The organism is Thermoleptolyngbya oregonensis NK1-22 (genome assembly GCF_032705245.1).
GTDB lineage: Bacteria > Cyanobacteriota > Cyanobacteriia > Elainellales > Elainellaceae > Thermoleptolyngbya > Thermoleptolyngbya sichuanensis.
This window is the reverse complement of the sequence record NZ_CP053540.1, coordinates 4,805,591-4,827,868: the sequence shown is the minus strand read 5'-3', so window position 1 is coordinate 4,827,868 and position 22,278 is coordinate 4,805,591. Positions and strand designations below refer to the sequence as shown.

General features: G+C 58.8%; 17 protein-coding genes and 1 tRNA gene. 11 read left to right on the top strand and 7 right to left on the bottom strand.

The annotated features are described in order from the left end of the window. The first annotated feature begins 54 nt into the window (after positions 1 to 54). Positions 55 to 2,277, top strand: coding sequence for a selenide, water dikinase SelD (selD, locus tag HNI00_RS20125; protein ID WP_420156406.1), 2,223 nt, complete (start codon positions 55 to 57; stop codon positions 2,275 to 2,277). Positions 2,278 to 2,404: 127 nt separating this feature from the next. Here selD and HNI00_RS20120 read toward each other — a convergent pair whose 3' ends face one another. Both HNI00_RS20120 and HNI00_RS20115 read right to left on the bottom strand, forming a co-directional pair. Beyond that, positions 2,405 to 4,612 carry a tetratricopeptide repeat protein gene (locus HNI00_RS20120; RefSeq protein WP_316788878.1) on the bottom strand — a complete coding sequence of 736 codons (2,208 nt, stop codon included), beginning with the start codon at positions 4,610 to 4,612 and terminating at the stop codon, positions 2,405 to 2,407. 558 nt (positions 4,613 to 5,170) lie between these two features. Beyond that, entirely contained in the window at positions 5,171 to 5,650 is a 480-nt protein-coding gene (locus HNI00_RS20115) for a globin family protein (RefSeq protein WP_316788876.1), read from the bottom strand. Between the two features lie 351 nt (positions 5,651 to 6,001). On the opposite strand from HNI00_RS20115, the gene HNI00_RS20110 reads away from it, so the two are divergent. The 4 genes from HNI00_RS20110 (at position 6,002) to HNI00_RS20095 (ending at position 8,707) form a co-directional block, all read left to right on the top strand. Then, positions 6,002 to 6,124 (top strand): hypothetical protein, encoded by a 123-nt coding sequence (locus HNI00_RS20110; RefSeq protein ID WP_297076115.1) that lies wholly within the window; start codon positions 6,002 to 6,004, stop codon positions 6,122 to 6,124. Between the two features lie 300 nt (positions 6,125 to 6,424). Then, complete coding sequence (locus HNI00_RS20105; RefSeq protein ID WP_297076118.1) at positions 6,425 to 6,751, top strand: hypothetical protein; 327 nt, start codon at positions 6,425 to 6,427, stop codon at positions 6,749 to 6,751. 419 nt (positions 6,752 to 7,170) lie between these two features. After that, a complete protein-coding gene (locus HNI00_RS20100; RefSeq protein WP_316788873.1) occupies positions 7,171 to 7,473 on the top strand; it encodes a hypothetical protein in 303 nt (100 codons plus the stop codon). A gap of 283 nt (positions 7,474 to 7,756) precedes the next feature. Further along, complete coding sequence (locus HNI00_RS20095) at positions 7,757 to 8,707, top strand: methyltransferase domain-containing protein (RefSeq protein ID WP_316788870.1); 951 nt, start codon at positions 7,757 to 7,759, stop codon at positions 8,705 to 8,707. Between the two features lie 12 nt (positions 8,708 to 8,719). Here the strand turns inward: HNI00_RS20095 and HNI00_RS20090 are convergent, their stop codons facing one another. From HNI00_RS20090 to gatB, 3 genes are all read right to left on the bottom strand, one after another. Next, entirely contained in the window at positions 8,720 to 10,705 is a 1,986-nt protein-coding gene (locus tag HNI00_RS20090; protein ID WP_316788869.1) for a CHASE2 domain-containing protein, read from the bottom strand. Between the two features lie 561 nt (positions 10,706 to 11,266). Next, positions 11,267 to 13,876: a chloride channel protein gene (locus tag HNI00_RS20085; protein ID WP_316788867.1), complete on the bottom strand. Its 2,610-nt coding sequence runs from the start codon at positions 13,874 to 13,876 to the stop codon at positions 11,267 to 11,269. 52 nt (positions 13,877 to 13,928) lie between these two features. Continuing rightward, positions 13,929 to 15,407, bottom strand: coding sequence for an Asp-tRNA(Asn)/Glu-tRNA(Gln) amidotransferase subunit GatB (gatB, locus tag HNI00_RS20080; RefSeq protein ID WP_316788865.1), 1,479 nt, complete (start codon positions 15,405 to 15,407; stop codon positions 13,929 to 13,931). A 455-nt stretch (positions 15,408 to 15,862) separates the two neighbouring features. On the opposite strand from gatB, the gene HNI00_RS20075 reads away from it, so the two are divergent. From HNI00_RS20075 to HNI00_RS20065, 3 genes are all read left to right on the top strand, one after another. Further along, the gene (locus HNI00_RS20075) at positions 15,863 to 16,132 is read left to right on the top strand and encodes a hypothetical protein (protein WP_205370696.1); all 270 of its coding nucleotides are present in this window, start codon (positions 15,863 to 15,865) and stop codon (positions 16,130 to 16,132) included. Between the two features lie 252 nt (positions 16,133 to 16,384). Then, complete coding sequence (locus HNI00_RS20070; RefSeq protein WP_316788863.1) at positions 16,385 to 17,629, top strand: HetZ-related protein 2; 1,245 nt, start codon at positions 16,385 to 16,387, stop codon at positions 17,627 to 17,629. A 166-nt stretch (positions 17,630 to 17,795) separates the two neighbouring features. Further along, the gene (locus HNI00_RS20065) at positions 17,796 to 19,487 is read left to right on the top strand and encodes a GspE/PulE/PilB domain-containing protein (RefSeq protein WP_316788860.1); all 1,692 of its coding nucleotides are present in this window, start codon (positions 17,796 to 17,798) and stop codon (positions 19,485 to 19,487) included. 200 nt (positions 19,488 to 19,687) lie between these two features. On the opposite strand, the gene HNI00_RS20060 is transcribed toward HNI00_RS20065, so the two are convergent. Next, positions 19,688 to 19,761: transfer RNA gene (locus HNI00_RS20060), tRNA-Arg, on the bottom strand. A gap of 47 nt (positions 19,762 to 19,808) precedes the next feature. Here HNI00_RS20060 and moaC point away from each other — a divergent pair. The 3 genes from moaC to HNI00_RS20045 all read left to right on the top strand — a co-directional run bounded on the left by moaC (position 19,809) and on the right by HNI00_RS20045 (position 21,326). Continuing rightward, complete coding sequence (moaC, locus tag HNI00_RS20055) at positions 19,809 to 20,315, top strand: cyclic pyranopterin monophosphate synthase MoaC (RefSeq protein ID WP_420156231.1); 507 nt, start codon at positions 19,809 to 19,811, stop codon at positions 20,313 to 20,315. 324 nt (positions 20,316 to 20,639) lie between these two features. Next, positions 20,640 to 20,909, top strand: coding sequence for a 2TM domain-containing protein (locus tag HNI00_RS20050; protein ID WP_316788859.1), 270 nt, complete (start codon positions 20,640 to 20,642; stop codon positions 20,907 to 20,909). A 108-nt stretch (positions 20,910 to 21,017) separates the two neighbouring features. Further along, positions 21,018 to 21,326 carry a DUF3181 family protein gene (locus HNI00_RS20045; RefSeq protein WP_316788857.1) on the top strand — a complete coding sequence of 103 codons (309 nt, stop codon included), beginning with the start codon at positions 21,018 to 21,020 and terminating at the stop codon, positions 21,324 to 21,326. A 112-nt stretch (positions 21,327 to 21,438) separates the two neighbouring features. On the opposite strand, the gene HNI00_RS20040 is transcribed toward HNI00_RS20045, so the two are convergent. Continuing rightward, on the bottom strand, positions 21,439 to 22,194 hold the full coding sequence (locus HNI00_RS20040; protein WP_316788855.1) for a class I SAM-dependent methyltransferase: 756 nt from the start codon (positions 22,192 to 22,194) through the stop codon (positions 21,439 to 21,441). Positions 22,195 to 22,278: the final 84 nt, after the last annotated feature.

Here is a 22,278-nt window from a genome sequence, read left to right as displayed (position 1 = left end):
ACGCAAGACCTCGTGCTGATCGGAGGCGGCCACAGCCACGCGATCGCCCTCCGAATGTGGGGCATGAACCCGATTCCTGGCGTGCGGCTGACGCTGATTACCGACGTGATGCACACGCCCTATTCGGGAATGCTGCCCGGATACGTGGCAGGACTGTACGACTTCGACGAGTGCCACATTGACCTGCGGCCACTGGCGAGGTTTGCTGGGGCGCGGCTAATCGGCGATCGCGCGGTTGGTCTGGATCTGGCGCAAAATCGGGTGCTGTGTGCCCACCATCCGGCGATCGCCTTCGACTGGCTCTCGATCGACATTGGCAGCACACCCGCAGTCTCCACGGTTCCCGGCGCGGCAGACTACGCCATTCCCGTGAAGCCGATTTCGCAGTTTTTGACCCAATGGGAGGCGATCGTTCAGCAGGTGTCCGAACAGCCCCAGCGTCCTCTGCGACTGGGCATTGTGGGCGGCGGCGCGGGCGGTGTGGAGCTAGCGCTGAATATACGGGCGCGGCTGCGGCAGGTGTTGCAACAGGCAGGGCATCTCGACACGCCGCTGGAAATTCATCTGGTGCATCGCGGTCGCGAAATCTTGCCAGAGCGCAGCCCCGGAATGCGACGCAAGATGCAGCATATCCTTGTCCAGCGTGGCATTCAGCTTCATTTGGGGGAAACGGTGGCAGCCGTGGAACCCGACGGATTGCGCTGCGAGTCTGGGCGCTGGATCGAGTGCGATCGCCCCTTTTGGGTGACGCAAGCCTCGGCCGCATCCTGGCTCAAGGAATCCGGCTTGGCAACCGACGATCGCGGCTTTATCCAGGTGAATGACTGCCTGCAATCTACCTCGCATCCCTACGTTTTTGCGGCGGGCGACGTGGCCACGATGGTTCGCCATCCGCGCCCCAAGGCAGGCGTGTTTGCCGTGCGCCAGGGCAAGCCCCTGGTGGAGAATCTGCGCCGCGCTCTGCTGGGCCAGCCGCCGAAGCCCTTCGTGCCGCAAAAGGAGTTTTTGATCCTGGTTGGATTGGGCGACTGCACGGCTGTTGCCTCTCGCGGCCCTCTGCACGTTGGCCCCACCCCCTGGCTGTGGCAGTGGAAAGACCGCATCGATCGCCGCTTTATGGAAAAGTTCTCGAATTTGCCAGAGATGAGGAGCCAGCGGGTCGAACGCAAGACATTCGCCCCATCCCGCCACGCTTCCAACTCCCTCCCCTGCGCGGGCTGTGGCTCCAAAATCGGTAGCCAGCCGCTCGATCGCGCCTTGCAACGAGTGCAGGCAGAGTATCCCGCACTTCAGCGTGACGATATCCTGATCGGGCTGGACACGCCGGATGACGCGGCGGCGGTGGAGGTTCCAGCGGGGCGGGTGCTGCTGCAAACGGTGGACTACTTTCGGGCGCTGGTGGATGACCCGTTTGTGTTTGGGCAGATTGCGGCAAACCACGCGCTGAGCGACCTATTTGCAATGGGGGCGAGTCCGCAGAGTGCGCTGGCGATCGCCACGCTGCCCTACGCTACGCCTGCCAAACAAGAGGAGATGCTGTTTCACCTGCTGGCGGGGGCGACCAAAGTTCTACACGCTGCCGGGGCAGTGCTGATGGGCGGGCATACGGTGGAGGGAGCGGAACTGGCGCTGGGCTTTGCCTGCAATGGTCTGGCGGAACCGTCCCAACTGCTGCCCAAGGGCGGACTGCGACCGGGTGATGTGCTGATTCTGACAAAGCCGCTGGGCACGGGCACGCTGTTTGCCGCAGAGATGCAGCGACGAGCCAAGGGCCGCTGGATCGAAGGGGCGATCGCCACGATGCTGCAATCAAACCAGGCGGCGGCGAAAATCTTTCAGGGGCATGGCGCTCATGCCTGCACAGATGTTACAGGCTTTGGGCTGTTGGGGCATCTGGTGGAAATGCTGCGAGCATCGGAGCCTGTGGGCGTGCGGCTAGATCTGTCAGCCCTGCCGCTGTTGCCCGGTGCAGCAGAAACGTTGCAGCAGGGATTCCGCAGTTCTCTGCATCCGCAAAACCTAGCTGCGGCCCGCTGGGTGCAGGATTGGGAGCAAGGGTCTCTATCGCGCTCGTCCGAAATTCCAGCCGATATCTTGTTTGACCCGCAAACCGCTGGCGGGCTGTTGGGCTGTGTGCCAGCAGAAACGGCTCCGGACTGTTTGTCCGCACTTCACCAGGCTGGGTATCCCGAATCGAGGGCGATCGCCCATGTTTTTCCTTCAGAGGGCGATGTTGCTCCGCAAGGCTGGAGCCAACGCTCTGTTCGGCTAGTCTAGGCAAACGAGTCTAGGCAAACGAGCCAATCCACACGCCAAATTTCCCAAAGCAGTCCCAAAGCAGGAACCATGTCTGGCGTAATTTGGCGTATGTTTGGCGTAATCTGGCGTATATCTGGCGGCAGCGCTAGGATTGCGACTCGGTGAAATTGGCGGATTCTGGCTCCATTGCCTGGGGCCCGGGTTCGCTAGGCGGCGACACGGGGACTGATTCCATCGCGGCGGGGCGTTCCCGACGAACCGGAGCAGCTTCGGGCGGAGCCTCCCGCACGGGCGCTGCCTGGGGACGCTCAAATCGAGGCGGCGGCTCTACCACACGCGGTGGCGGCTCTACGACGCGGGGCGGCGCAACGTTCACAGGCGGCGCAGGCGGCGCAGGCGGCGCAGGCGGCATAATCTGAGGCGCTTCGGGTTCCGCCAGTCCAGAAATATCCTTGGGCGTGGATTCAGGCTGGGGCGTAGCGCTAGATTCAGGCGCGATGGGCGCTGGCACAGATGGGCGGGGGAGGGTGCCCGATGGCGCAGGCTGACCCGGAGTGCTGCGGGTGGGGGTCTGCGGCAAGCGATATTTCGGCTCTTTTGTCTCTTCAGACGAAGCGTCTGGCCCAGGGGCGATCGCGCCCGATCGGCTGCTTCCGAAGGGGGTTTCCAGGGCTGGGCTGGGGCTAGGAATAGGTCGCTCAGGCAGCATCGGCGAGGCGTTGAACCGATTTAGCTCTGCTTGCCAGTCGCGAATCGCAGCCCGCGCTTGGGGGTAGAGCGCCCGGTTGGGACGCACCAGTGCCGCAGCGGCGATCGCCTCCCGCAGCCGACCCCGCCGTGCCAGCGTCCGCGACAGGTTCAGGTAGGGTTGGTCTTCAATCACCTGGATCTGGCGCGTCCAGTCGCGCATCAAGGCCTGCGCTTCGCCCCGCAGCGCCCGACCTTCGGAAATTTGCCCGGCCTGGGCGATCGCCGATTGCAGCGAGGCCACTGTCCCCTCGGTAGCCAGCCGTCGCGCCCGTGCCAGCAGCGGCCGGTCTTCGAGCCGCTCGATTTCACGATGCCAGTGAGCGATCATGGTCTGGGCTTGCAGGCGGCGGGGGTTTCCGGGCTGAACCTTGCTGGCCTGGGCGATCGCCGTCTTCAGCGTCTCCACAGTTCCCACGCCCGCCGTCATCTGGGCCAGTTGCAACTGCCGCAATCCGTCTAGCTGAATCTGCCAGCTTGCCAGACTGCTCTGCGCCTGGGCATAGTAGGCGCTGGTGGGCTTGATCTGCTTTGCGGCAGCGATCGCCTCCATTAGGCTTATCACATGCTGCGGCGTGGCAACCCAGTTTGTCCAGGTGGAAACGGCCAGCTTCCGCGCTTCGCTAAGCTGGATCAAATCCTTTGCCATTTCAGCCCGGCCGGGGTTGACCTCGACCTGCTTGGTGAGGGCGATCGCCTGGTCAAACTTTTGCTCCTGCCAAAGCTGGAATGCTGCGCCCAGCAGCCGATCGCTCCACTGGTTCAGCACGGGCTGGGCATCGCTCCAGGCATAGCTGCTCTTGTCGATTCGTCCTGCTTGGGCGATCGCCTTTGCCAAATCGGGCAGCTTACCCGCCTGGGCAATCTTCTGAGCCTCGGCAAACTGCTGGCGTGCCTTGCGTTCCACAAGCAGTTGCTCCGACAGCGCCCGAGCCCGCTGGTTGCCCCAGTAGGGATGGCTCATCTCGCCCAGGTCGCGGATCACCTCCGAGGCATTGCCCCAGGCTTGTTCCTTCATCGCAGCTTGGGCAGCCGCCACCAGCGCCTCGCCCTGCCGCCAGATGCCCTGCCAGGTGGCGATCGCCGCCTCTGCATCGGCCCGCACCGAGCTAGATTTGGGAATGCGCTGGGCAATTTCCACCGCGCCTTGCAGGTCGCTGGCGTTCATCTTCTGGCGGGCGATGATCAGCAGCCCCTTCGACCACTCTTCAACCGATCGCTGGGCTTCCTTATAAAGCGGATGTTCCGGAGTCCAGGTTTCAATCAGCGCCAGGCCAGACAGCAGTTCGGTCAGCTCGCCCGACCGAGCCGCCTGCTGAGCGCAAAACAGCCGCTCCATATCGGGAGCCAGCGGAGATCCCGTTTTGCAATCGGGCGCAGGCGGCAGCATCAGCATCCACAGCAGCGCCGATGCCGCCACGCCGCCCAAGGCCGCACAACTGGTCAACCCCACAATCAGCCATCGCCAGGATTTTGACCGGGGGCGGGTCAGCGCTTCTGGCGCGAGGCCGCTGGCTGCGCCCGACTGTCCCGCTTCGCCCAAATACATGCCAAACCCATCCGCGCCCCCTTCGGGCGATCGCAACTCAAAACGTCTTACTGGCATAGCGAACCCTCACCCCAGTCAAAATCACCTAAAGCATATCGCCCCGTGAGTCAACAGCCCCGCGAAGCATCCGTATTACTTCTGATTCTCTAGAATATATTCTCTAATAACGGATGGACGTGGCCCCCGAAACAAAAAACCACGGTTTTGGGGCGATCGCCTTCCAAAATTTACAGAATTCGGTAGGCTATTTCAGGAGCGGCAGCATTGCGCTTCGTAACAATACGCTTCGTAGCAACACGCTTCGTAGCATTGCACTTCGTAACATAGGCTTCGTAACAACACGCTTCGTAGCAACACGCTTCGTAGCATTGCACTTCGTAACATAGGCTTCGTAACAACACGCTTCGTAGCAACACGCTTCGTAGCATTGGGCTTCGTGATAATACGCTTCGTAACAATCACCCGGCGCGACAACAGGCCCAGTGCGAATCTCCAGCCAGTGCGAATCTCCAGGGCGACCCGTCGCCAAAAGGCAGTCGCCAAAATGAAAGGCTCCCTGCGTGAGCCGTTGAACACGACTCGCCCAGGAAGCCTGCGGATTGTGGAATACACTAGCTAGGCGTTGCTGCCCCCCAGCAGATGCCGATTAATTTCCAAAATGGGGCAAAACAGGCTGGCCTGCACAGGGGTCAGATGTTGCCGCACCACATGCTGCATGGCTTCATAGGTTGCGTTGCAGCTTCGCTGTGCGCCAAAGGCCCGCATGATGGTTTGAAACCACAGCAAAAATCGCTCTTGCAGCGTTTCGGGATCGTTCAGCAGCATTGCCACCGCAGAATAGCGCAGCACCCGCACGGTATCTCGCTTCCACTTTGTCGTCAGGTCATTGTCGCCGTTCCGAAACAGAGTTGGGTCTTTGCTCATCATGTATTGCTGAACCTGGCTCAATAGCAGCGCCTCGGCGTTCTGGATGCGCTGGTAGGTTTCGACTCGCTGCCCGTAGGATTTTGCGTAATCTCGCAAAAATTGCAGGTCTGCATCGGTCGCATACTGGCCTTCGGTCTCCAGGCTGAGGCGTTTCATCTGGCTAAGCATAGAGGGTTCTTCGCAGGATGGATTGATGGGATAAGGGATAAACGCGAAAGAATTGATGAGTCAGCAGTCGCAATTGACTATTGAAGGGATGCTAGACGCAGTTCTACTAGACGCAGTTCTAGAGGACTGACTGTATTTAATCTGCCCAGGGTGCATAAAAAAGTAACGTTTTGTAAACCCAATGATGGGCAGTTGCTTGAGGAATTGCAGCGCGATCGCCCCATAATCTCCCCAGCAATTCTCTGTCAATTCTCTATAAAAGACCTCCAAACCCCGGCAACAAGGCACTGTTGGGCGGCTCTCCCGCTCCCAACCCCGACTCGTTCCTGCACAAGACTCGGACGGTAACCTGTGACCCAGATCACCAGGCTATTCCCTAAGATAGATGCGATCGCGCTACAGGACACCCAAGAAATCGGCACAGCGACCGAGGTCATGAGGGCGATCGCCCTCCACACTATAAGTAGCGTTTAACTGTCCTTGCCTTGCAGCGACCGGATTCCTGGCCTGTGAGGCAATTTTTGTAGCCATTTTTCCAGCGCCTCACGGTCTATGCCCCCAAATCTGTGATTCAGAAAACATCCTTAAACCAAACAGCAAGGCTAGGCTTTTGGTCACAAACTAGGGATGAATTGAGGGGCCGCTCTGTCAACCTTTCAACGAGTGCGCCTATCGAGTCTTCGGGCGGGTGCTAAAGTCTGGCTCTGCTGGCTCTGACCATCCTAAGACCCGCTTGATTCTGCCGTCTAGCGCCACGCAATCGAGGTCAAGCCTGTGAAGATCGTTTGGGAACAAAGCATTTATTTTGGCAACGTTCCAGTATTCTGCTCGATTTGCGGCCGTGAGTCTCGCCCCATCCGCAGCGGCTCAAACCAACTCCTGCTGGCGGTAATCTACAACGACCAGGGCGTAATTTGTGGAGAAGCCTGTAGCGATTGCGTCAGCGCCGGGCCGCAGGTAATTCGCGCCCGCCTCCAGGATCGAGTCGAGATTTTGCGAGAAAAACTAGCTGATGTGGAGGCGATCGCCCAGCTTGCTCAGGACAATATTGAACTGCCGACCCTGGAGCAGGAGTTTCGGGTGCATCGTCGCGACGGCTAATTCGGCAGCAGCCATTAGCGCTTTGTGGTAAACACCGTCGTAAACATCATCAGCATTCCGCCGATCAAAATCGCCACGGCCAGCCCGCCCATCACCCAGTTCAGAGAATCCATTGACTCCATTGGCTTCCTCACGCAACGTCGATCCGCTTCATCATACGGTTCTTCATCATACGGTTTCATCGCGCCCCATCTGACTACCTTATCTGACGAGCTACTGTGTTCTATGCTTGAGCAGCGATGTTTTAATTCCCCCTTGCCTTAAACAAGGGAAGAACCGAACCCAGCGTGATCCGAAGCCGGAAGAACTGGATTCCTCCGCTTGATTGTCCCCGAATATACCTCTTGATAGAGCAAACTCGTGTGCCTGTATCGATAGCCTATGAGCAGTTTATTAACTGGAATACATAGGAGCTTTGCATGAAACGTTTGTCTTTGATGCAGTTTTCTGTCAGCGGCTTTGTCTCTTTGCTGCTGGTATCGGCAGGCGTGCTGCTTCCCCAGGCAGCTAGGGCTGATATCGATCGAGATGCAACTCCCCAAGAGCGGGCGAGAGTCGTCGAAGTGCTTCAGTCTCAGGGATGTCCGGTGGTTGGCGATGTGGATTATATCCAGGGCGTGGGCTTTGAAGCCGAAGACGTGCGCTGCAACGACGGCAAGGAATACGACGTTTTTTTAGACGAGAATTTCAACGTCATTTCTAAGCGAGAAGATCGAGACTAAGCTTCCCGCAGAGTGGGAAATTCGTATTTGACATATTTGCGTTCAGCAACGTCTAGCAGCGTCTTGGGAGTTTGGGGCCGGGTGGTTCTGCTCTGATAAGGCGCTGCTTTGTGGCGATCGCCCCCCAAACGCGATCAGGCCAACGCCAGGTCGAGTGCTGCCTCACTGTGCTAGTCGAGTTCGACGTTAAAGTAACGTTACAATCGTATTCGAGATTGGGATTCGACGCGCTCACCGCTCTACTCAAACGCTCTACATCAAACTCGGACACGCGACATCAAGTATGGGTTCTCTCTTGGCGATCGCCCTCATCCTGCTGCTGGCAACGTTGCTCATCGGCACGATTCTTTACCTGCTCACCGCCCGCCGCTATCAGTCCGGCGAGTCTGTTGCCCGTTCCTACGACGAATGGACGCAGGACGGCATCCTGGAATTTTATTGGGGCGAACATATTCATCTGGGGCACTATGGCTCCCCGCCCCGCCGCAAAGATTTTCTCAAAGCCAAGGCCGACTTTGTGCATGAAATGGTGCGCTGGGGCGGACTCGATCGCTTGCCGCGCGGTTCTACCCTGCTAGACGTGGGCTGTGGCATCGGCGGCAGCAGCCGTATCCTGGCGCAAGACTACGGCTTCAACGTTACGGGCATTACCATCAGCCCCCAGCAGGTAAAGCGGGCGCAGGATCTTACGCCGCCCGGAGTCAGCGCCAAGTTTCTGGTAGACGACGCGATGGCGCTGTCGTTTCCCGATGCCAGCTTCGACGTGGTGTGGTCGGTGGAAGCCGGGCCACACATGCCCGACAAAGCAATCTTTGCCAAGGAACTGATGCGCGTGCTGAAACCCGGCGGCGTGCTGGTGGTGGCCGACTGGAACCAGCGCGACGCTCGCAAGGCTCCCCTCAACCTTTGGGAGCGCACCGTCATGCGGCAATTGCTGGATCAATGGTCGCATCCGGAGTTTGCCAGCATCGAAGGGTTTTCGGAACTGCTGGAAGCCACAGGACTCACCGAGGGCCCTGTCGCCACTGCGGACTGGTCAAAGGAAACGCTGCCCTCCTGGCCCGACTCGATCTGGCAGGGCATCGCGCGACCTGCGGGCCTAGTGAAATTCGGCGTTCCCGGTTTGATTAAGTCGCTACGGGAAGTGCCGACCATTCTACTGATGTGGCTGGCCTTTAGCGCGGGGCTATGCCGCTTCGGTATGTTTCGCGCTATTCGTAAAGAAAGGCCTTAGTCCAATACTTAATCACGTTGCATAGCCAATCACCCGATAGACCTCTACAAGCTGCTGCTTGCCGCTAAGCGCCAGTGGTCCCCAGGATTCCACCTGAAACTTGCCTTTGACATGCATTAGGGTTTCCTCGGCAATCAGCACGCGGCAGAGATCCACTTGGCGATCCTTCAGGCAGCTTTCCAGCCGGGAGGCCGTGTTCACGCTGTCGCCAATTACGCCGTATTCCATCCGCTCCTTGCCGCCGAGGCTGCCCACCACCACGGGCCCGGTGAAAATGCCCACCCGCATTTGAATCGGCGGAAGACCGCGCTGTTGCCAGATCTGGTTCAGTTGCTCCAGCCGTTTGCCCATCGACAACGCACAGGCGATCGCCTGATAGGCATCCTCATCCACCTCGCGCTCCTCCAGGCGGGGCATGGGCACGCCAAAAATCGCCAGCAGCCCGTCGCCCGTAAACTTGTTGATAATGCCGTGGTGCTGCTGAATTTCGTGGGTCATGGCTTCCAGGTATTCGTTGAGCCATTCCAGCAGCGCTTCCGGCGGCATTTGTTCAGAAATAGTGCTGAAGCCCTTGATATCGGTAAACAGCATCGTGGCGACGAGTCGCTGACCCGGCAGCTTGCCTGAGGCCAGCAGGCGATCGCGGGCATTCCACAGCGCGTCGGCAATTTCGGGCGAGGTGTTTTGCCCCAACAGCGTCATCACCATCTGCTGCTGGCGGTGCGACTGTTGCGCTCGGTAGGCGACGACCGTCCCCAGGGCCATCATCGAGGCGATCGCCGGAGCCACCGTTGGAACCCAGCCCTGCTGCAAAAACAGCCCAAAGCCCGCGCCGCCAATCAAGCCCAGCAGTCCTACGCTGCTTAGCCCCAGCGCAATCGGATGGCGCACCGCCCAGGCCACTGCCCCGCTGACCGTTGCCCAGCCCCAGATCCACAGCCACTCCTGCCACTCTTGCCAAAACCAGAAGGGCGATCGCGCTCCGGTAGCAGCATCGAGAAACTGGCTCACCATCTGGGCATGAACCACCACACCGGGCATCTGGTGCGACACCTGCTCGCCCGCGCTAAAGGGCGTGTAGAACAGATCCTTGCCGCTGGGAGCCGTCATCCCAATCAGCACAATTTTGTCCTGCACCCACTCTGGCGAAATGTCCTGGGCCAAGACCTGACTCAAGCTGACGCGGCGAGCCGGATTTTGGCGGGCGCGATAGTTCAGCAGGGTTTGGTAGCCGCTGCTGTCGAGGCGCTGATAGGCTCCGGAGTTGGCTTGTAGCGGCACAAAGGCGGATGCGCCAAGCTGCAAATCGTCGGGATTGGCGGCGCTGGGGCGCGGGCGGATGTCGTCTGGCTTGAGATACGCCAGCGCCAGCCGCAGCGACAGGGACGTGTGGGTTTCGGTGTCGGTGTGGGCATACAGCAGGCTGCGGCGAATTACGCCGTCCCGGTCAATCACAAAATCGTTGAAGCCCACTCGCTCTGGGGGGAATCCTGGTGGCGGCGGAATGCGATTCCGGGACGGATCGCTTCGCGAATCGCCCGCCGATTCGCCCAGCTTGGCGATGGCAATTAGATTATCGGCTTGAAGCTGGGCCTGGAGTTGAGCATGACCTGGCTCTTGGGGCACGTCGCGATGCAGGTCTAGCCCGATGACGCGGGGCTGGTATTGCTGAAGCTGGGCGATCGCCCTGGCCAGGGTTTCATCCGACGGCGTAGCCCGCTGGAGTGTTTGAATATCCGCTTCGGTGATTTCCACCACCAGCAGGCGCGGGTCGGGGGAATCGGGCGAATCGCCAAGCAATCCGTCCCGGAATCGCAGGCGCACCATCCGGTCATAAATCCGCAGTTCCAGCGGCTCCAGCCCGCCCAATTGCCGCAGCCCCAGCACCAGCCCGGTGATAGCAAGCCCAGTCACGGTTGCTGCTTTTAGCCCCGCCAGCAGGTTTGGCTGAAGCGTTTGCCAGGTTTTTGCAAAGGCGGAGAAGGGTGGAGTGTTCACGGGTGGTTTAGGGCAAGACGGCTGAATCAACGTCAGGCTGAGTAAGCCTGGAGAATACCTAGGCCGCCGTGATGCTGCTTTAACTGACCCTTAGGTTGTGTAGAGTCTTGCTGCCTAGCTAATCGACTGGCTTCCTAGCTTCCTAATTGTTGCAATTGTTGCACCCGTATCTGCTGCTGCCTGTTCAAGCGTCGTGATAGCGATTCATGATGACGATTCATGATGTCGATTCATGATGGCTATTTTAGTCATCTTCAGTCATCGAGCTTGTTCAGTCATCGAGCTTGAGTGGTTGGACAAAGCCTGCCTGCTCAAAAGGCGGGTCAGTGATCAAGGCTTCTGGAATGCCCAATCGCTGCATGATGACACAGGATGACAAAAGACGTGCAAGCTACTTGCAGGCTACTTGCAGTCCCTTTGCAGTTGACTCGTGACCCTTCATGACCACGCCTGATCAGGTCTATCTATTACAGAGTTCCCAGGCGATCGCATCTGTAATCGCGTCACGGTAAACTTCAACAAATGAGGTTAAACATGGGGCTGTCTAGTCGGACAGCGGTGTTAGGACTCGTCTGGGGCGATCGCCGCTCGGACCAAGACCACGGTGCAATCGCTGCTGCGGGCGATCGCCTCAGGGATGTTGCCCGTGAGCGCCTGTTGCAGCAGGCTTTCGCGGCTTGCCCCCAGCACAATCACGTCGCAGGGTTCCTGCCAGGCCAGCCGCAAAATCGCCCCCGGCACGGAATGTCCCCGGATTGGGCGCGTGGTAATGGAGCAGTTGACCCGCTGGCGCAGTTCGTCCATCGCCGCCGCCATCACAGACAAATCCGCCATCGGCTCCTCGACGGGCAACACTTGACAGAGCTTGATGCTGGGGTCGGGGCTGAGGCGGGTCAGCGCAGGCAGTAGCGTCAGGGCATATTGCGCGTTTGGCCCGCCCGACAGCGGCAGCAGCCAGTGATTGAATCGAGTCTCTTCGCCCAGCTTGACCAGCACCACATCGCAGGGAGCCTGGCGAATCAGGGTGTCTACCGTTGTGCCAAATACGCGCCCTGGGGTGCTGGTGCTGCCTTTCCAGCCCATCAGCACTAGGTTGATATGCTGCGCCTTGATAGCCTCTAGCATGGCCTGGGCTGCGTCGTGGGCCACCCGAATCTGCGTATGCACAGGAACCTGCCAGTCTTGCCCCAAATGCTCAATCTGCCGCAGCAAGCGCCGCGCCTGGGTGGTGCGGACGGCGGTTTCCGAGGGTGGATGGGCCCGCGACACCAGGATGACGTGCAGCACCTCTAGCTCATAGCCCCGCTCCTGGGCGATCGCCCCCGCCAGTTTCACCAAAATCGGAGCCGTCTGGGGATTGCTGACGGGCAGCAGCAGCCGACCCCGACCCGTGGCGGGCGATCGCGTCCGATAAACTTCATAGGAGGGCGCGGGACGGGGGCCCAGTTGCAGCGACTCGCCCGTGAGCTGATCCGACTCGGCGCGAATAATGTCTGCGCGGGTGATAATGCCCACCAGCTTTGGTCCATCCGTGACGGGTAAGCGGCTGACCTTAAACCGATTCAGCAAAAACAGCACATGGGTCAGCGAGTCGGACGGGCGGACGGTTACGGGCTGGACCGTCATCACGTCCGACAGGGTGGCGGCCGCAGGATTGGGGGGCTGCCGCTCTGGAGCCGACAAATCGCTCTGGGTGACGATGCCCACCAGCCGTCCGTTGTCTACAACCGGAAACCCGCGATGGTGCGATCGCGCAAAGGCATGCTTCGCCTCATCCAGCGACAAACTGCTCGACAGCGTTTCCACCCGCCGCTGCATCACCGCCGCCGCCGTTAGCTTTTGCCAGGGCGCGGGCTGGGTTCCTGGCGACTGAATCTGGATGCCGTTCCACTCCAGCAGTCGAGTATAAAACGAACTGCCCACCAGCCGCTGCGCCACCAGATAGGCAATGCCTGAGCCAATCATCAGCGGCAGCACCAGGTTGAAATTGGCTGTAATTTCAAACACGATGACGATCGCTGTTACCGGGCCCCGCGTCACCGCGCTGAAAAATGCGCCCATCCCTGCCAGCGCATAGGTACTGGCCGGACTGACATGCGGCGCAAGCCCCAGCAGCGACTCCAGCCCGCTGCCCGTAATGCCCACCAGCGCTCCCAGCGCCGACCCCAAAATCAGCGATGGCGCAAAAATTCCCCCCGGCGCACCCGACCCGTAGGCCACCAGCGTCAGCAAAAACTTTGCGCCAAAGGCCAGCAGCAGCAAGTACCAGGCAGCATTGCCGCCGCTGAGCAGATCTTGCAGACCCGTGTTGTCCCGAAAGCTGTCGGGCAGTTGCGACACCACCAGCCCAGACAGCAGCCCCGCCAGCCCAATCCGCCCCGGCAGCCCCAGCGGAAGCCGACGGTTGAGGGACAGGCTGACGAAAATGCCCCGGCTAAACAGCGACCCCAGCAGCCCCGCCAGTAGCCCCAAAATCAGGAAGAGCGGCACATCGTAGAGCGAAAACGTGGCCTCGTAGGCGGTCATGCCCAGATCCAGGCTGAGGCTGCGGCCGCCCAGCACCCGCGACACGACTGCGCCGATGAAGGAAGCCAGAATCGCCGTGCCCAGCGTGATGCCGGAGAAATCCTGCAAAAACTCTTCCACCACGAACAAAACGCCCGCAATCGGGGCATTGAAGCCGGCCGCCAGTCCTGCCGCTGCGCCTGAGGCGATGAGCTGGCGACGATATTCCGGCGAGGTGGGAATCCACTGGCTGAGTTGGGCGGCCAGCGCTGCGCCAATTTGCACCGTCGGGCCCTGACGACCCAGGTTCAGCCCTGCGCCCAGGGTGAGAATAACGCTGACCAGTTTTACTAGGGCAACCCGCATGTTGAGGGCGATCGCCACATTGGCCAGCACCGCCTTCACCTGGGGAATGCCGCTGCCCGCTGCCTCCGGAGCCAGCCGCTCCACCAGGAACCCTGCTAGCCCGCCGCCCAGCAGCCCCAGCAGCGGCAGCACCAGCCAGTCTGTAAACTGATGCGACCATTGCACCCGCCACCCGCCCAGCCAGCCCACGCTCTGTTTGAGCATGACCGCTGCCAGCCCCGAAACCAGACCAATGACGCAGGCTTCCGCGATCGCAAACTGTTTGGAGCCATTGATCCAGCGCACATTGATCCAGCGCATTTGAAGAATTGGGAATGAGGGAGAGCGCGGAATAGCGGTGATAGCCGCCGGGCTACCCGTCCAACAGCTTCACCAAAAGCTGATTCGTCAGCTTCGGGTCGGCGCGGCCACCCGTTTGCTTCATAACCTGACCCACAAAAAAGCCCAGCATGTTCTTCTTGCCGCTGCGATATTTTTCCAGTTCAGCGGGATGAGCTTCCAGCACTTTGGCGATCGCCGCTTCGATTGCAGCCGGGTCGGAAATCTGAATCAGCCCCTTCTTTTCGACCAGTTCCTTGGCGGAGCCGCCCTGGGTCAGCAGTTCTGGCAGAATATCTTTGGCAATTTTGGTGCTGATGGTGTTGGACTCGATCAGCCCGATCATTTCCGCCAGGGTTTCGGGAGTCAGGAGCAGGTCAGCCAGGGTTTTCTTTTCGGTGTTGAGATAGCCGCTGATATCGCCCATTAGCCAGTTGGCGGCCTGTTTGGCGGGTGCGCCTGCGGCCAGGGTCGCCTCGAAGTATTCCGCCATCGCGCGATCGTCCGTCAGCACGCGGGCATCGTAGGACGACAGCCCCAGGTCTTCTTCGTAGCGATGGCGCTTGGCAGCGGGCAGCTCCGGCAGTTCCCGTTTCCATGCAGCAAGCTGTTCAGCAGAGACTTCGATGGGGCCGAGGTCGGGTTCGGGGAAATAGCGATAGTCGCTGGAGCCTTCCTTGACCCGCATACTGATGGTGCGCTGGCTGCCTTCTTCCCAGAGGCGCGTTTCTTGAACGAGGCGATCGCCCGCCTCCAGCACCTCGATCTGCCGCTCAATTTCGTAGTTGATTGCCCGCTCGATGGCATTGAAGGAATTCATGTTTTTGATTTCCACCTTCGTGCCAAATTTTTCTGATCCCACAGGACGGATGGAAATGTTCACATCGCAGCGCAGAGAACCCTCCTGCATGTTGCCATCCGACACCCCCAGATAGCGCATGATCCGGCGCAGTTCGCGGGCATATTCCGCTGCCTCTGCCCCAGAGCGCAGATCGGGTTCCGACACGATTTCAATCAGCGGCACGCCCGCCCGGTTATAGTCCACCAGCGAAAAGGTAGACCCAGAGAGGCGATCGCTCCCGCCATGCACCAGCTTGCCTGCATCTTCTTCCATGTGCAGCCGCGTAATGCCAATGCGCTTGCGAACGGGTTGCCCGTCTTCTTCTAGCTCGATTTCTAGCCAGCCATGCTCGGCGATTGGCAGGTCATACTGCGAAATTTGGTAGTTTTTCGGCAAATCAGGGTAGAAATACTGCTTGCGGTCAAACTTGCTGTAGGGTGCAATTTGACAGTTCAGCGCCAGCCCCGCCTTCACTGCGTATTCCAGCACCTTTTGATTCAGCACAGGCAGCGTCCCCGGCAGCCCCATACACACCGGGTCAATATTCGTGTTGGGGTCAGCGCCAAAAGCCGTCGAACTGCTAGAAAAAATCTTGGTTTCGGTGCTGAGCTGACAGTGTGTTTCCAGCCCGATGACGGCTTCGTATTGGGTCTTGGTGGCGGTGGTGGTCATAGAAAACTCTGGAAAGTCCAGTTCCAATCCTCTGATGCTTTATTGTATCGCTGCGCCTCGCGCTCTCAAGCCATTTCAGAAATCGGCACTCTGCGTGGACAGGGAATCAGATAAGACATTTAGGATAGCTATACTTCATCAGGCTTGAGGTTTGAGCCAAGGTCTGGTTGTATCCCTTGCAAAAGCCAGGAAAGGCGGGGCAGAATGCGGAATAGGAGGTGGGGGAGGCTATAAGGATGGTATATATTGTTGTCCAAGCTGATTTTGTCCAAGCTAATTTTATCCAAGCTGATTTTGTCCAAGCTGATTAGGCAAGGGGCTGGTCGTCTAAGCTGATTGTCCGAGCTTCAGCATTGTCCAAGCTTCAGGTTCGAGCTTCAGGTTCAGGCTTCAGCGGCAAGTTAAATGGTCTTGGCAAATGGTTTTGGGTTTGTGGCGTGTGTTTGGAGAGGGGCGTGAGTACTGAATCGTCATCATTGGAATCGCTGGTGCGGGAAATTGGAGAAGCCGTCCTGGCAACGACGGAAACGGTTGATCAGCTAACGGGACACATGGATGCGTTGTCCAAGCAAGTGCAGCAGCAGGGCTACCAAATTTTTGCCCTGAGCGACACCGTACAGACTTTGGCAGAAAATCAGGATGCTACGCTAGAGCGCCTCGCTCAGTTGACGGACACGCTGCAACGGCTGGTGGCGGCGATTGAAGCTGATCCCGAATCTGCTTAAGAGGCTTTGCAGAATTGCGCTTTGCAGAATTGAGATGGAACGCCAAAGGCATGTCAGGGATATGTCATAGGGATGTCAAAAACTTGGCAGAGATCCTGGAGGGCGATCGCCCAGGGTGAGTCCGGAGTACCTAGTTGGGTGATGACACTGACCCGATAAATATGAAATGGTTGCGAAAAGGTTGAATCGTCACACACCCGGTCGGCTGAGCCGATCGAACTACCCGGCAATCAGCGAGGGAGCGCAAGATATATGGTCAAAGCTAGTAGCATGGAAGCCAGCACCGAAGCTTGCACGAGAGCCAGCACTGAGGACTACATCGCTATGACGAGGGCTGAGTCGAGGTCGGAGGAACTAAAACGCGAGTGGCAGGCGCGGCTCCAGCAAGACCATCCCGGCCAGCCCGCAACGCTCCAGGAGGCAATCTTGCGCTGGCTGTTGGGCGACGAGCCGCAGCGCTTCGATGAGATGACCCCAGTGCAAGTCATGGTGGCGCAGCAGGCGATGGACTATCGCTATCGCATTTTGCAGCAGCGCTATTTAGGAGTCCGACCAGATCAAGCTTACAAAAACCTGCTACAGCGCCTCAGCAGTCTGTTCCTGATTCGCAGCAAAGTCCGAACCTGGGTGGCGCTATCGCGCGATCGCCATCGCAGCGTCATGGATGTGCTGCAAGAAGTGATTCAGGAACTCATCCAAAACGACTCCTATATTCGCCAGCAGGTGCAGTGGATCGCCTGCTGCACCAATCAGCCCCGCCTGCGGGACGGGCTAATGCTGGCCAGCATTGAGGAATACTGCCTGCGCCCCATCCGCAATCAGCCGCTGCTGGTCTATCGGTTTGTCAACTATCTGCGGCGCACCCAGCGCGGCGGCATGACCCAGGTTCCGACGGGCGAACTGATTCGGCTGGTATCGGAAGAAATTTCTCCCGACGATAGCGACAGCGCCATGAGCCTGCTCGATTCTCAGGCGCTGAGTCAGTACGAGCAGCAGCGCGATTGGGAGGAACAGCAGGCCCTGCGCGACGAGGTAAAACAATCGTTTCTGGACTACCTCACCCAGGAAGTAGACCCGCTGGCAGCGCAATGGCTCCGGCTGCATCTCCAAGGCAAGTCGCAGGAGGCGATCGCCACGGCGCTGGGGGTTCCGGTCAAGCAGGTTTATCGACTGCGGGAAAAAATTAGCTATCACGCCCTGCGCGTGTTTGCCATTAAGGCCGAGTCCGAATTGGTCATGACCTGGCTGGGCACCTCGGTAGACAATAACCTAGGGCTTGCGCCTGATCAGTGGGATGAGTTCTATAACGCCCTCAGCCCAGAACAGCAGCAGTTGGTGCAGGATTTCAAAACCTGGAAAACCGCCGAGGCGATCGCCCAGCATCGCAATGTCAAGGTGAACCAAATTACTGGAGAATGGGTCAAGGTCTACCTGTCTGCCCATAACCTGCGAAACTCGTCCCAGTCTGACGACTCCGACAACTCAGAATCGGCCTGAGCCATCCGCCGCAAACGCAAGCAGGGCAGGCTGGCGGCTTGCGGATGGCGATTTGCAGCAAGACTGGGTATGCTTGAGTGAACAAACCGCCAAGGGTGCTGGAAGCGGCTTGCTTTCATCATGGTCAATCATGGTCAAACCCAAAGATTGAGAACGGTGCGATTTTATGACCTCCCCGCTCAACAAAAAAGTCGGGGCAACATCTGCCGACGCTCAGTATCGGTCGGTTTTGTCTCATTTTCCAGGCAGCCTCGCGCAGTCGCTAGACCTCCAGCAGATGTTTGTCTTGATTGACGGCATCTTGCCCTTTGAAGCGTGTTTGTATTATCAAGTGCTGCCGCTAAAGCTGGAAGACAACTGCCTGCTGCTGGGCATGGTCAACCCCGAAGACAGCCCGGCCGCAGACTATGTGCGCCGCATTATCGCCTACCACAACTACTATCCCAAGCCCCAGCCGATTTCGTCTGATGCGCTCCAGGCATCCCTTTCTGCCTATTTGCACTACACGGGCAGCCGCGCCGACCAGCCCAGCCCACCCGCTGGCGTAGAAGAGACAGACCGTTCGGGCGATCGCGCCAACGCCAGGGATGAGGCCGAAGCCGATCGTCGTCCACGAGTTGCCCCCCGCATCCGCACCGAGCAAAAGCTAGACCGCAATACCCAGCCAACGCTGGTGGTCGATAGCCCAGAAGATTTGAGCCAGGAGCTTGCGCCGCCCCGGTTTCGTCCGATTTATGCGCCCTCGGACACGCCACCCGCCGCACCAGAGCCAGCGCCGGAACCTGTTCAGCCGGAACCCATTCAGCCGGAACCTGTTCAGCCTGCTCTGATGGCAGAGCCAGAGGGGCGATCGCCCGACAATCCCTTTGAGCCATTTCCAGATCTGGACTCGCTCTCTGATGTAGCCAGTGCATCACGGGCTGACGCAAGACCAGAGCCAATTCACGGTGAACCCAAGGTGGCGCTGAGCCGCGATTCTGCCGAAGAGAATCCGGTTTCGTCCCCACCCGCGGCAAAGCGGAGTGCCGACGCCCCACCCTCCGAGGCGGTGTTTTTAGATGAAGACGAGTTAGCAGAATCCATCTCTGCGATTCAAAGGCAGGAAGAGCCGTTGCCCACCCCGGCGATCGCCCCGGATATTCCCCTGGAAACCCTGCAAGACTACCTCGCGACCTTCATCAACGTCGAGCAGCCGCCCCAAGTGCCGACGCAGCTAATGACACCGATTCCGCCGCTCGTCGTGCAGCTAAACCATCTCAGCCGCCCAGCAGAAACCCTGGCTAGCCTGCCCCCCCCAGAATTGCTGCAAGAACTGCTGGGACGAGTCCTGATCGGCGGCATTGGGCGGCTCTATTTCGAGCATCAGCCCCGCTATGGGCGCATTCTCTGGAGCCAAAACGGGGTGCTGCAATCCGTCATCGATCGCCTGGATTTGCGCCATTTTCGAGGCATCATCGCCGAACTGAAGCAGCTTGCTGGGCTGCCGCTGGTGCCAGTCGAACAGCCCCGCCAGGTTGAAATCGAGCGATTGCACGAGCGGACAAGACTCCTCCTGCGCTTCCGCTTTATCCCCACCGAACAGGGCGAAGAGGCGACGCTACAAATCTTACGCGGAGCCGCGCTGAAGTTTTATCAGCAGCAGCAAATCGCTACGTTAGAGCGAGATGCCCTCCGAATTGCCCGACAGCTCCAGACCAAGCTAAACGAAATCCGCGATCGCGCTCGTCTAGAGTCGGGCATGGTCGCCGCGAAGCTGGAGGTGTTGCCCGCCCTCAGCCAAATTATCAAAACCATTGAGGAACAGGTAGACAGCCTGAAACCGGAACCTGTTGATTCGCCAGAAGATGCACCCCCTTGAGTGGACGCAGGCATCAGCGAATGAAGCTAGGGCGTAGATGCAGCAGAGCAAGAGGGCAAACGTTTGTGTTCTCTTTTCTCCTGTGCCCTTTTCTTCTACGCCCTCTTCTTCAAAGAGTCGCGATTACATCGCAATCATCCAGAAAGCAAATACAAGAAAGCAAAATGGGGCGAGTTGCTTCAACTCACCCCACTTTCTGACGGGCCAGGAGGGATTCGAACCCCCGACACCGTGGTCCGTAGCCACGTGCTCTAGTCCACTGAGCTACAGGCCCCTGCCAGAAACTCTATACTATCACACGACATCAACACAATTAGGCGCATGAACCAAAATTCTGCTGAAAAATCTCTGCCCAACCTGACCCATCTGGACGCAACCGGGCAGGCACACATGGTGGATGTGTCGGCTAAGGCGGCCACCGTGCGGACGGCGATCGCCCTGGGGCAAATCCAGATGCAGCCCGAAACCCTGGCGGCCATTGAAGCGGGCAATGCACCCAAGGGCGACGTGCTGGGCACGGCCAGATTGGCGGGCATCATGGCGGCCAAGCAAACTGCTCACCTGATTCCCCTCTGTCACCCGCTCCCCCTGCAAAAAGTAGACGTTCAGATTACGCCAAATCCAGACCTGCCTGGTTACGACATCCGCGCTGAGGTGCGCCTCAAAGCTGAAACAGGGGTGGAAATGGAAGCGCTAACTGCCGTTTCGGTCGCAGCACTGACGCTCTACGACATGGCCAAAGCCCTGGAAAAATCGATGAAAATTACGAACATTCGCCTGCTCAGCAAAACGGGCGGCAAGTCGGGCGATTATCTGGCCGCGCAATAGCGAATCCTGTGAAAAGTCAGCATGTTCTTGTGCTTGCTTCTTGTTCTTGCAGGGTGTGTACGCTGTGCTGAAAAGACAAGAATTTCGCCCCCCTCGCCTTGCTCACTTGCTTCAACACCGCTGTAGCAGACGGTCACGCTGTACGGTCGCGCTGTGCGGTTATTGGGCGATCGCACTGTAGGGTCGCACTGTGGAGTCGCACTGTAGGGTCGCACTGTGGAGTCGCACTGTGGGGTCACGCTGTACGATGTCGCTCACACCGTACAATGAAAGCTGAATGGTCATCCCGACAGTTCATCCTGACAGTTCATCCCAGATAACAGTATGCCTCCCCGCTGGCCCCGCGAACCCGACCGCAACGACCCCGCCTTTCGCAAGCTAGACGACCGCATGACCTTTGCCACCCACGTTGCAGCGTTTATTGCGGTCAACTCTGGCGTGTGGTTCTTTCGACTCGTGCAAGCGCAGACCTGGCCCTGGACCGTGTGGTTTAGCGGGCTATGGCTGGCGGCCTTGGTGGCGCATGGAGTCTATATCTTTGCGATCGCCGACTATTCTGGCCCAGTTACCAAGCCCAACGCAAAATCCCATTGAGGCGCGTCCTGAAACGGCAATTCTCGAAACGGCAATTCTCAATGGATTGCAGCCCTGACCTGACTGTTCATTCCACCCATTAATACGGCTTATTAACACGGCGTAACTATGGCATATTCCAATTCTTCCGAAGCCATCGAGGCCCTGGCCGCGGAACTGGGCAAAGAGGTGTATATCGACGTAGCCAAGTGGCATCTGTATCTCCGCGATGCTCACCTCAACACCCTCTTGGCAGAGCAGATCTATCCCCTGCTTGAAAAAGGCGTGCCGACCGAGGACGAGGTGCTGGGGATTCTGCGCGGCATTCCCGTCAAGCTAGGCGGCGGCAAGCACGAAGTCTCTCTGCTGGATCTGCTGCCCGTGCAGTCCCAAATCCAGTTGATGGACATTGTGGAAGCGTTTCAGCAAAAGCTCTGAATCATCTGAATAAACAGGCTGTAGACTCTGCACCTTGCCCGTCCAGCACCTTACTTAATTTATTACCTGTCTACTTGTCTAAAGGTCTTGTCTAACGAGTCTTGTCCCGGTTCTATATCCGCCCGACTCGTAGAAAAATATCCCAGCAGACGGTTTTGGGCAGGGTCGGGTCGCCCCAGGCAGCCGAAAGGCGATCGCCCCACTCTTTCAATCCCTCCCAGCCCTCTGCGTCGGCATAGCGCTGTACCGCAGACCAGGTAGAAACACAGCCCAAAATGATCTCCGGAGTCCACTGCACGGTCTGGCGAAAGGTGGGCGCAGGCAGTTCCTCAAACGGAAATGGAACAGTCTGATAGTGGTCATGCACCAGTTGCACTTCGGGCGGCTGCATGGGCAGGATGAGCGCATAGAGTTCGTCGATCAGCGCGGCTACGGTGGGCGTGGCCTCGGCGACCCGAAATAAATCGCTGCACCAGGCCGCAATCACGCCGCCCGGCCGGCCCACGCGATTCACCTCGGCATAGAACCCGTCTAGCGGCAGCCAGTGCAGCGCCAGCCCGACCGTGATCAGGTCTACGCAGTGGTCGGGCAGGCCGCTGGCCTCTGCGGGCGCAACCGAATACTGAATTCGCTCGTGGGGAAAGGCGTTGGCGATTTGGCTGGCGCTGGCATCCGTCGCGTAGATGGTTTCAAAATGGGGCACTAGCCCGATCGCAACTTGCCCGTTGCCCGTGGCGCAATCCCAGGCTGCGTCGTGTCTTGTTGCCGTTTTGACTAGGTAGGCGTACAGCTCGTCGGGATAGCCCGGACGATACTTGGCATAGCGGCTTGCCTGACGCGAGAAATAGTCTTTGAAAATAAGAGCCACGGAATAGGAGCCACGGAATAGGAGCCACGGAATCAGGGCCACGGGTAAATGGCAAAGGACCAGGAATTAGACCGACGGCGTTCA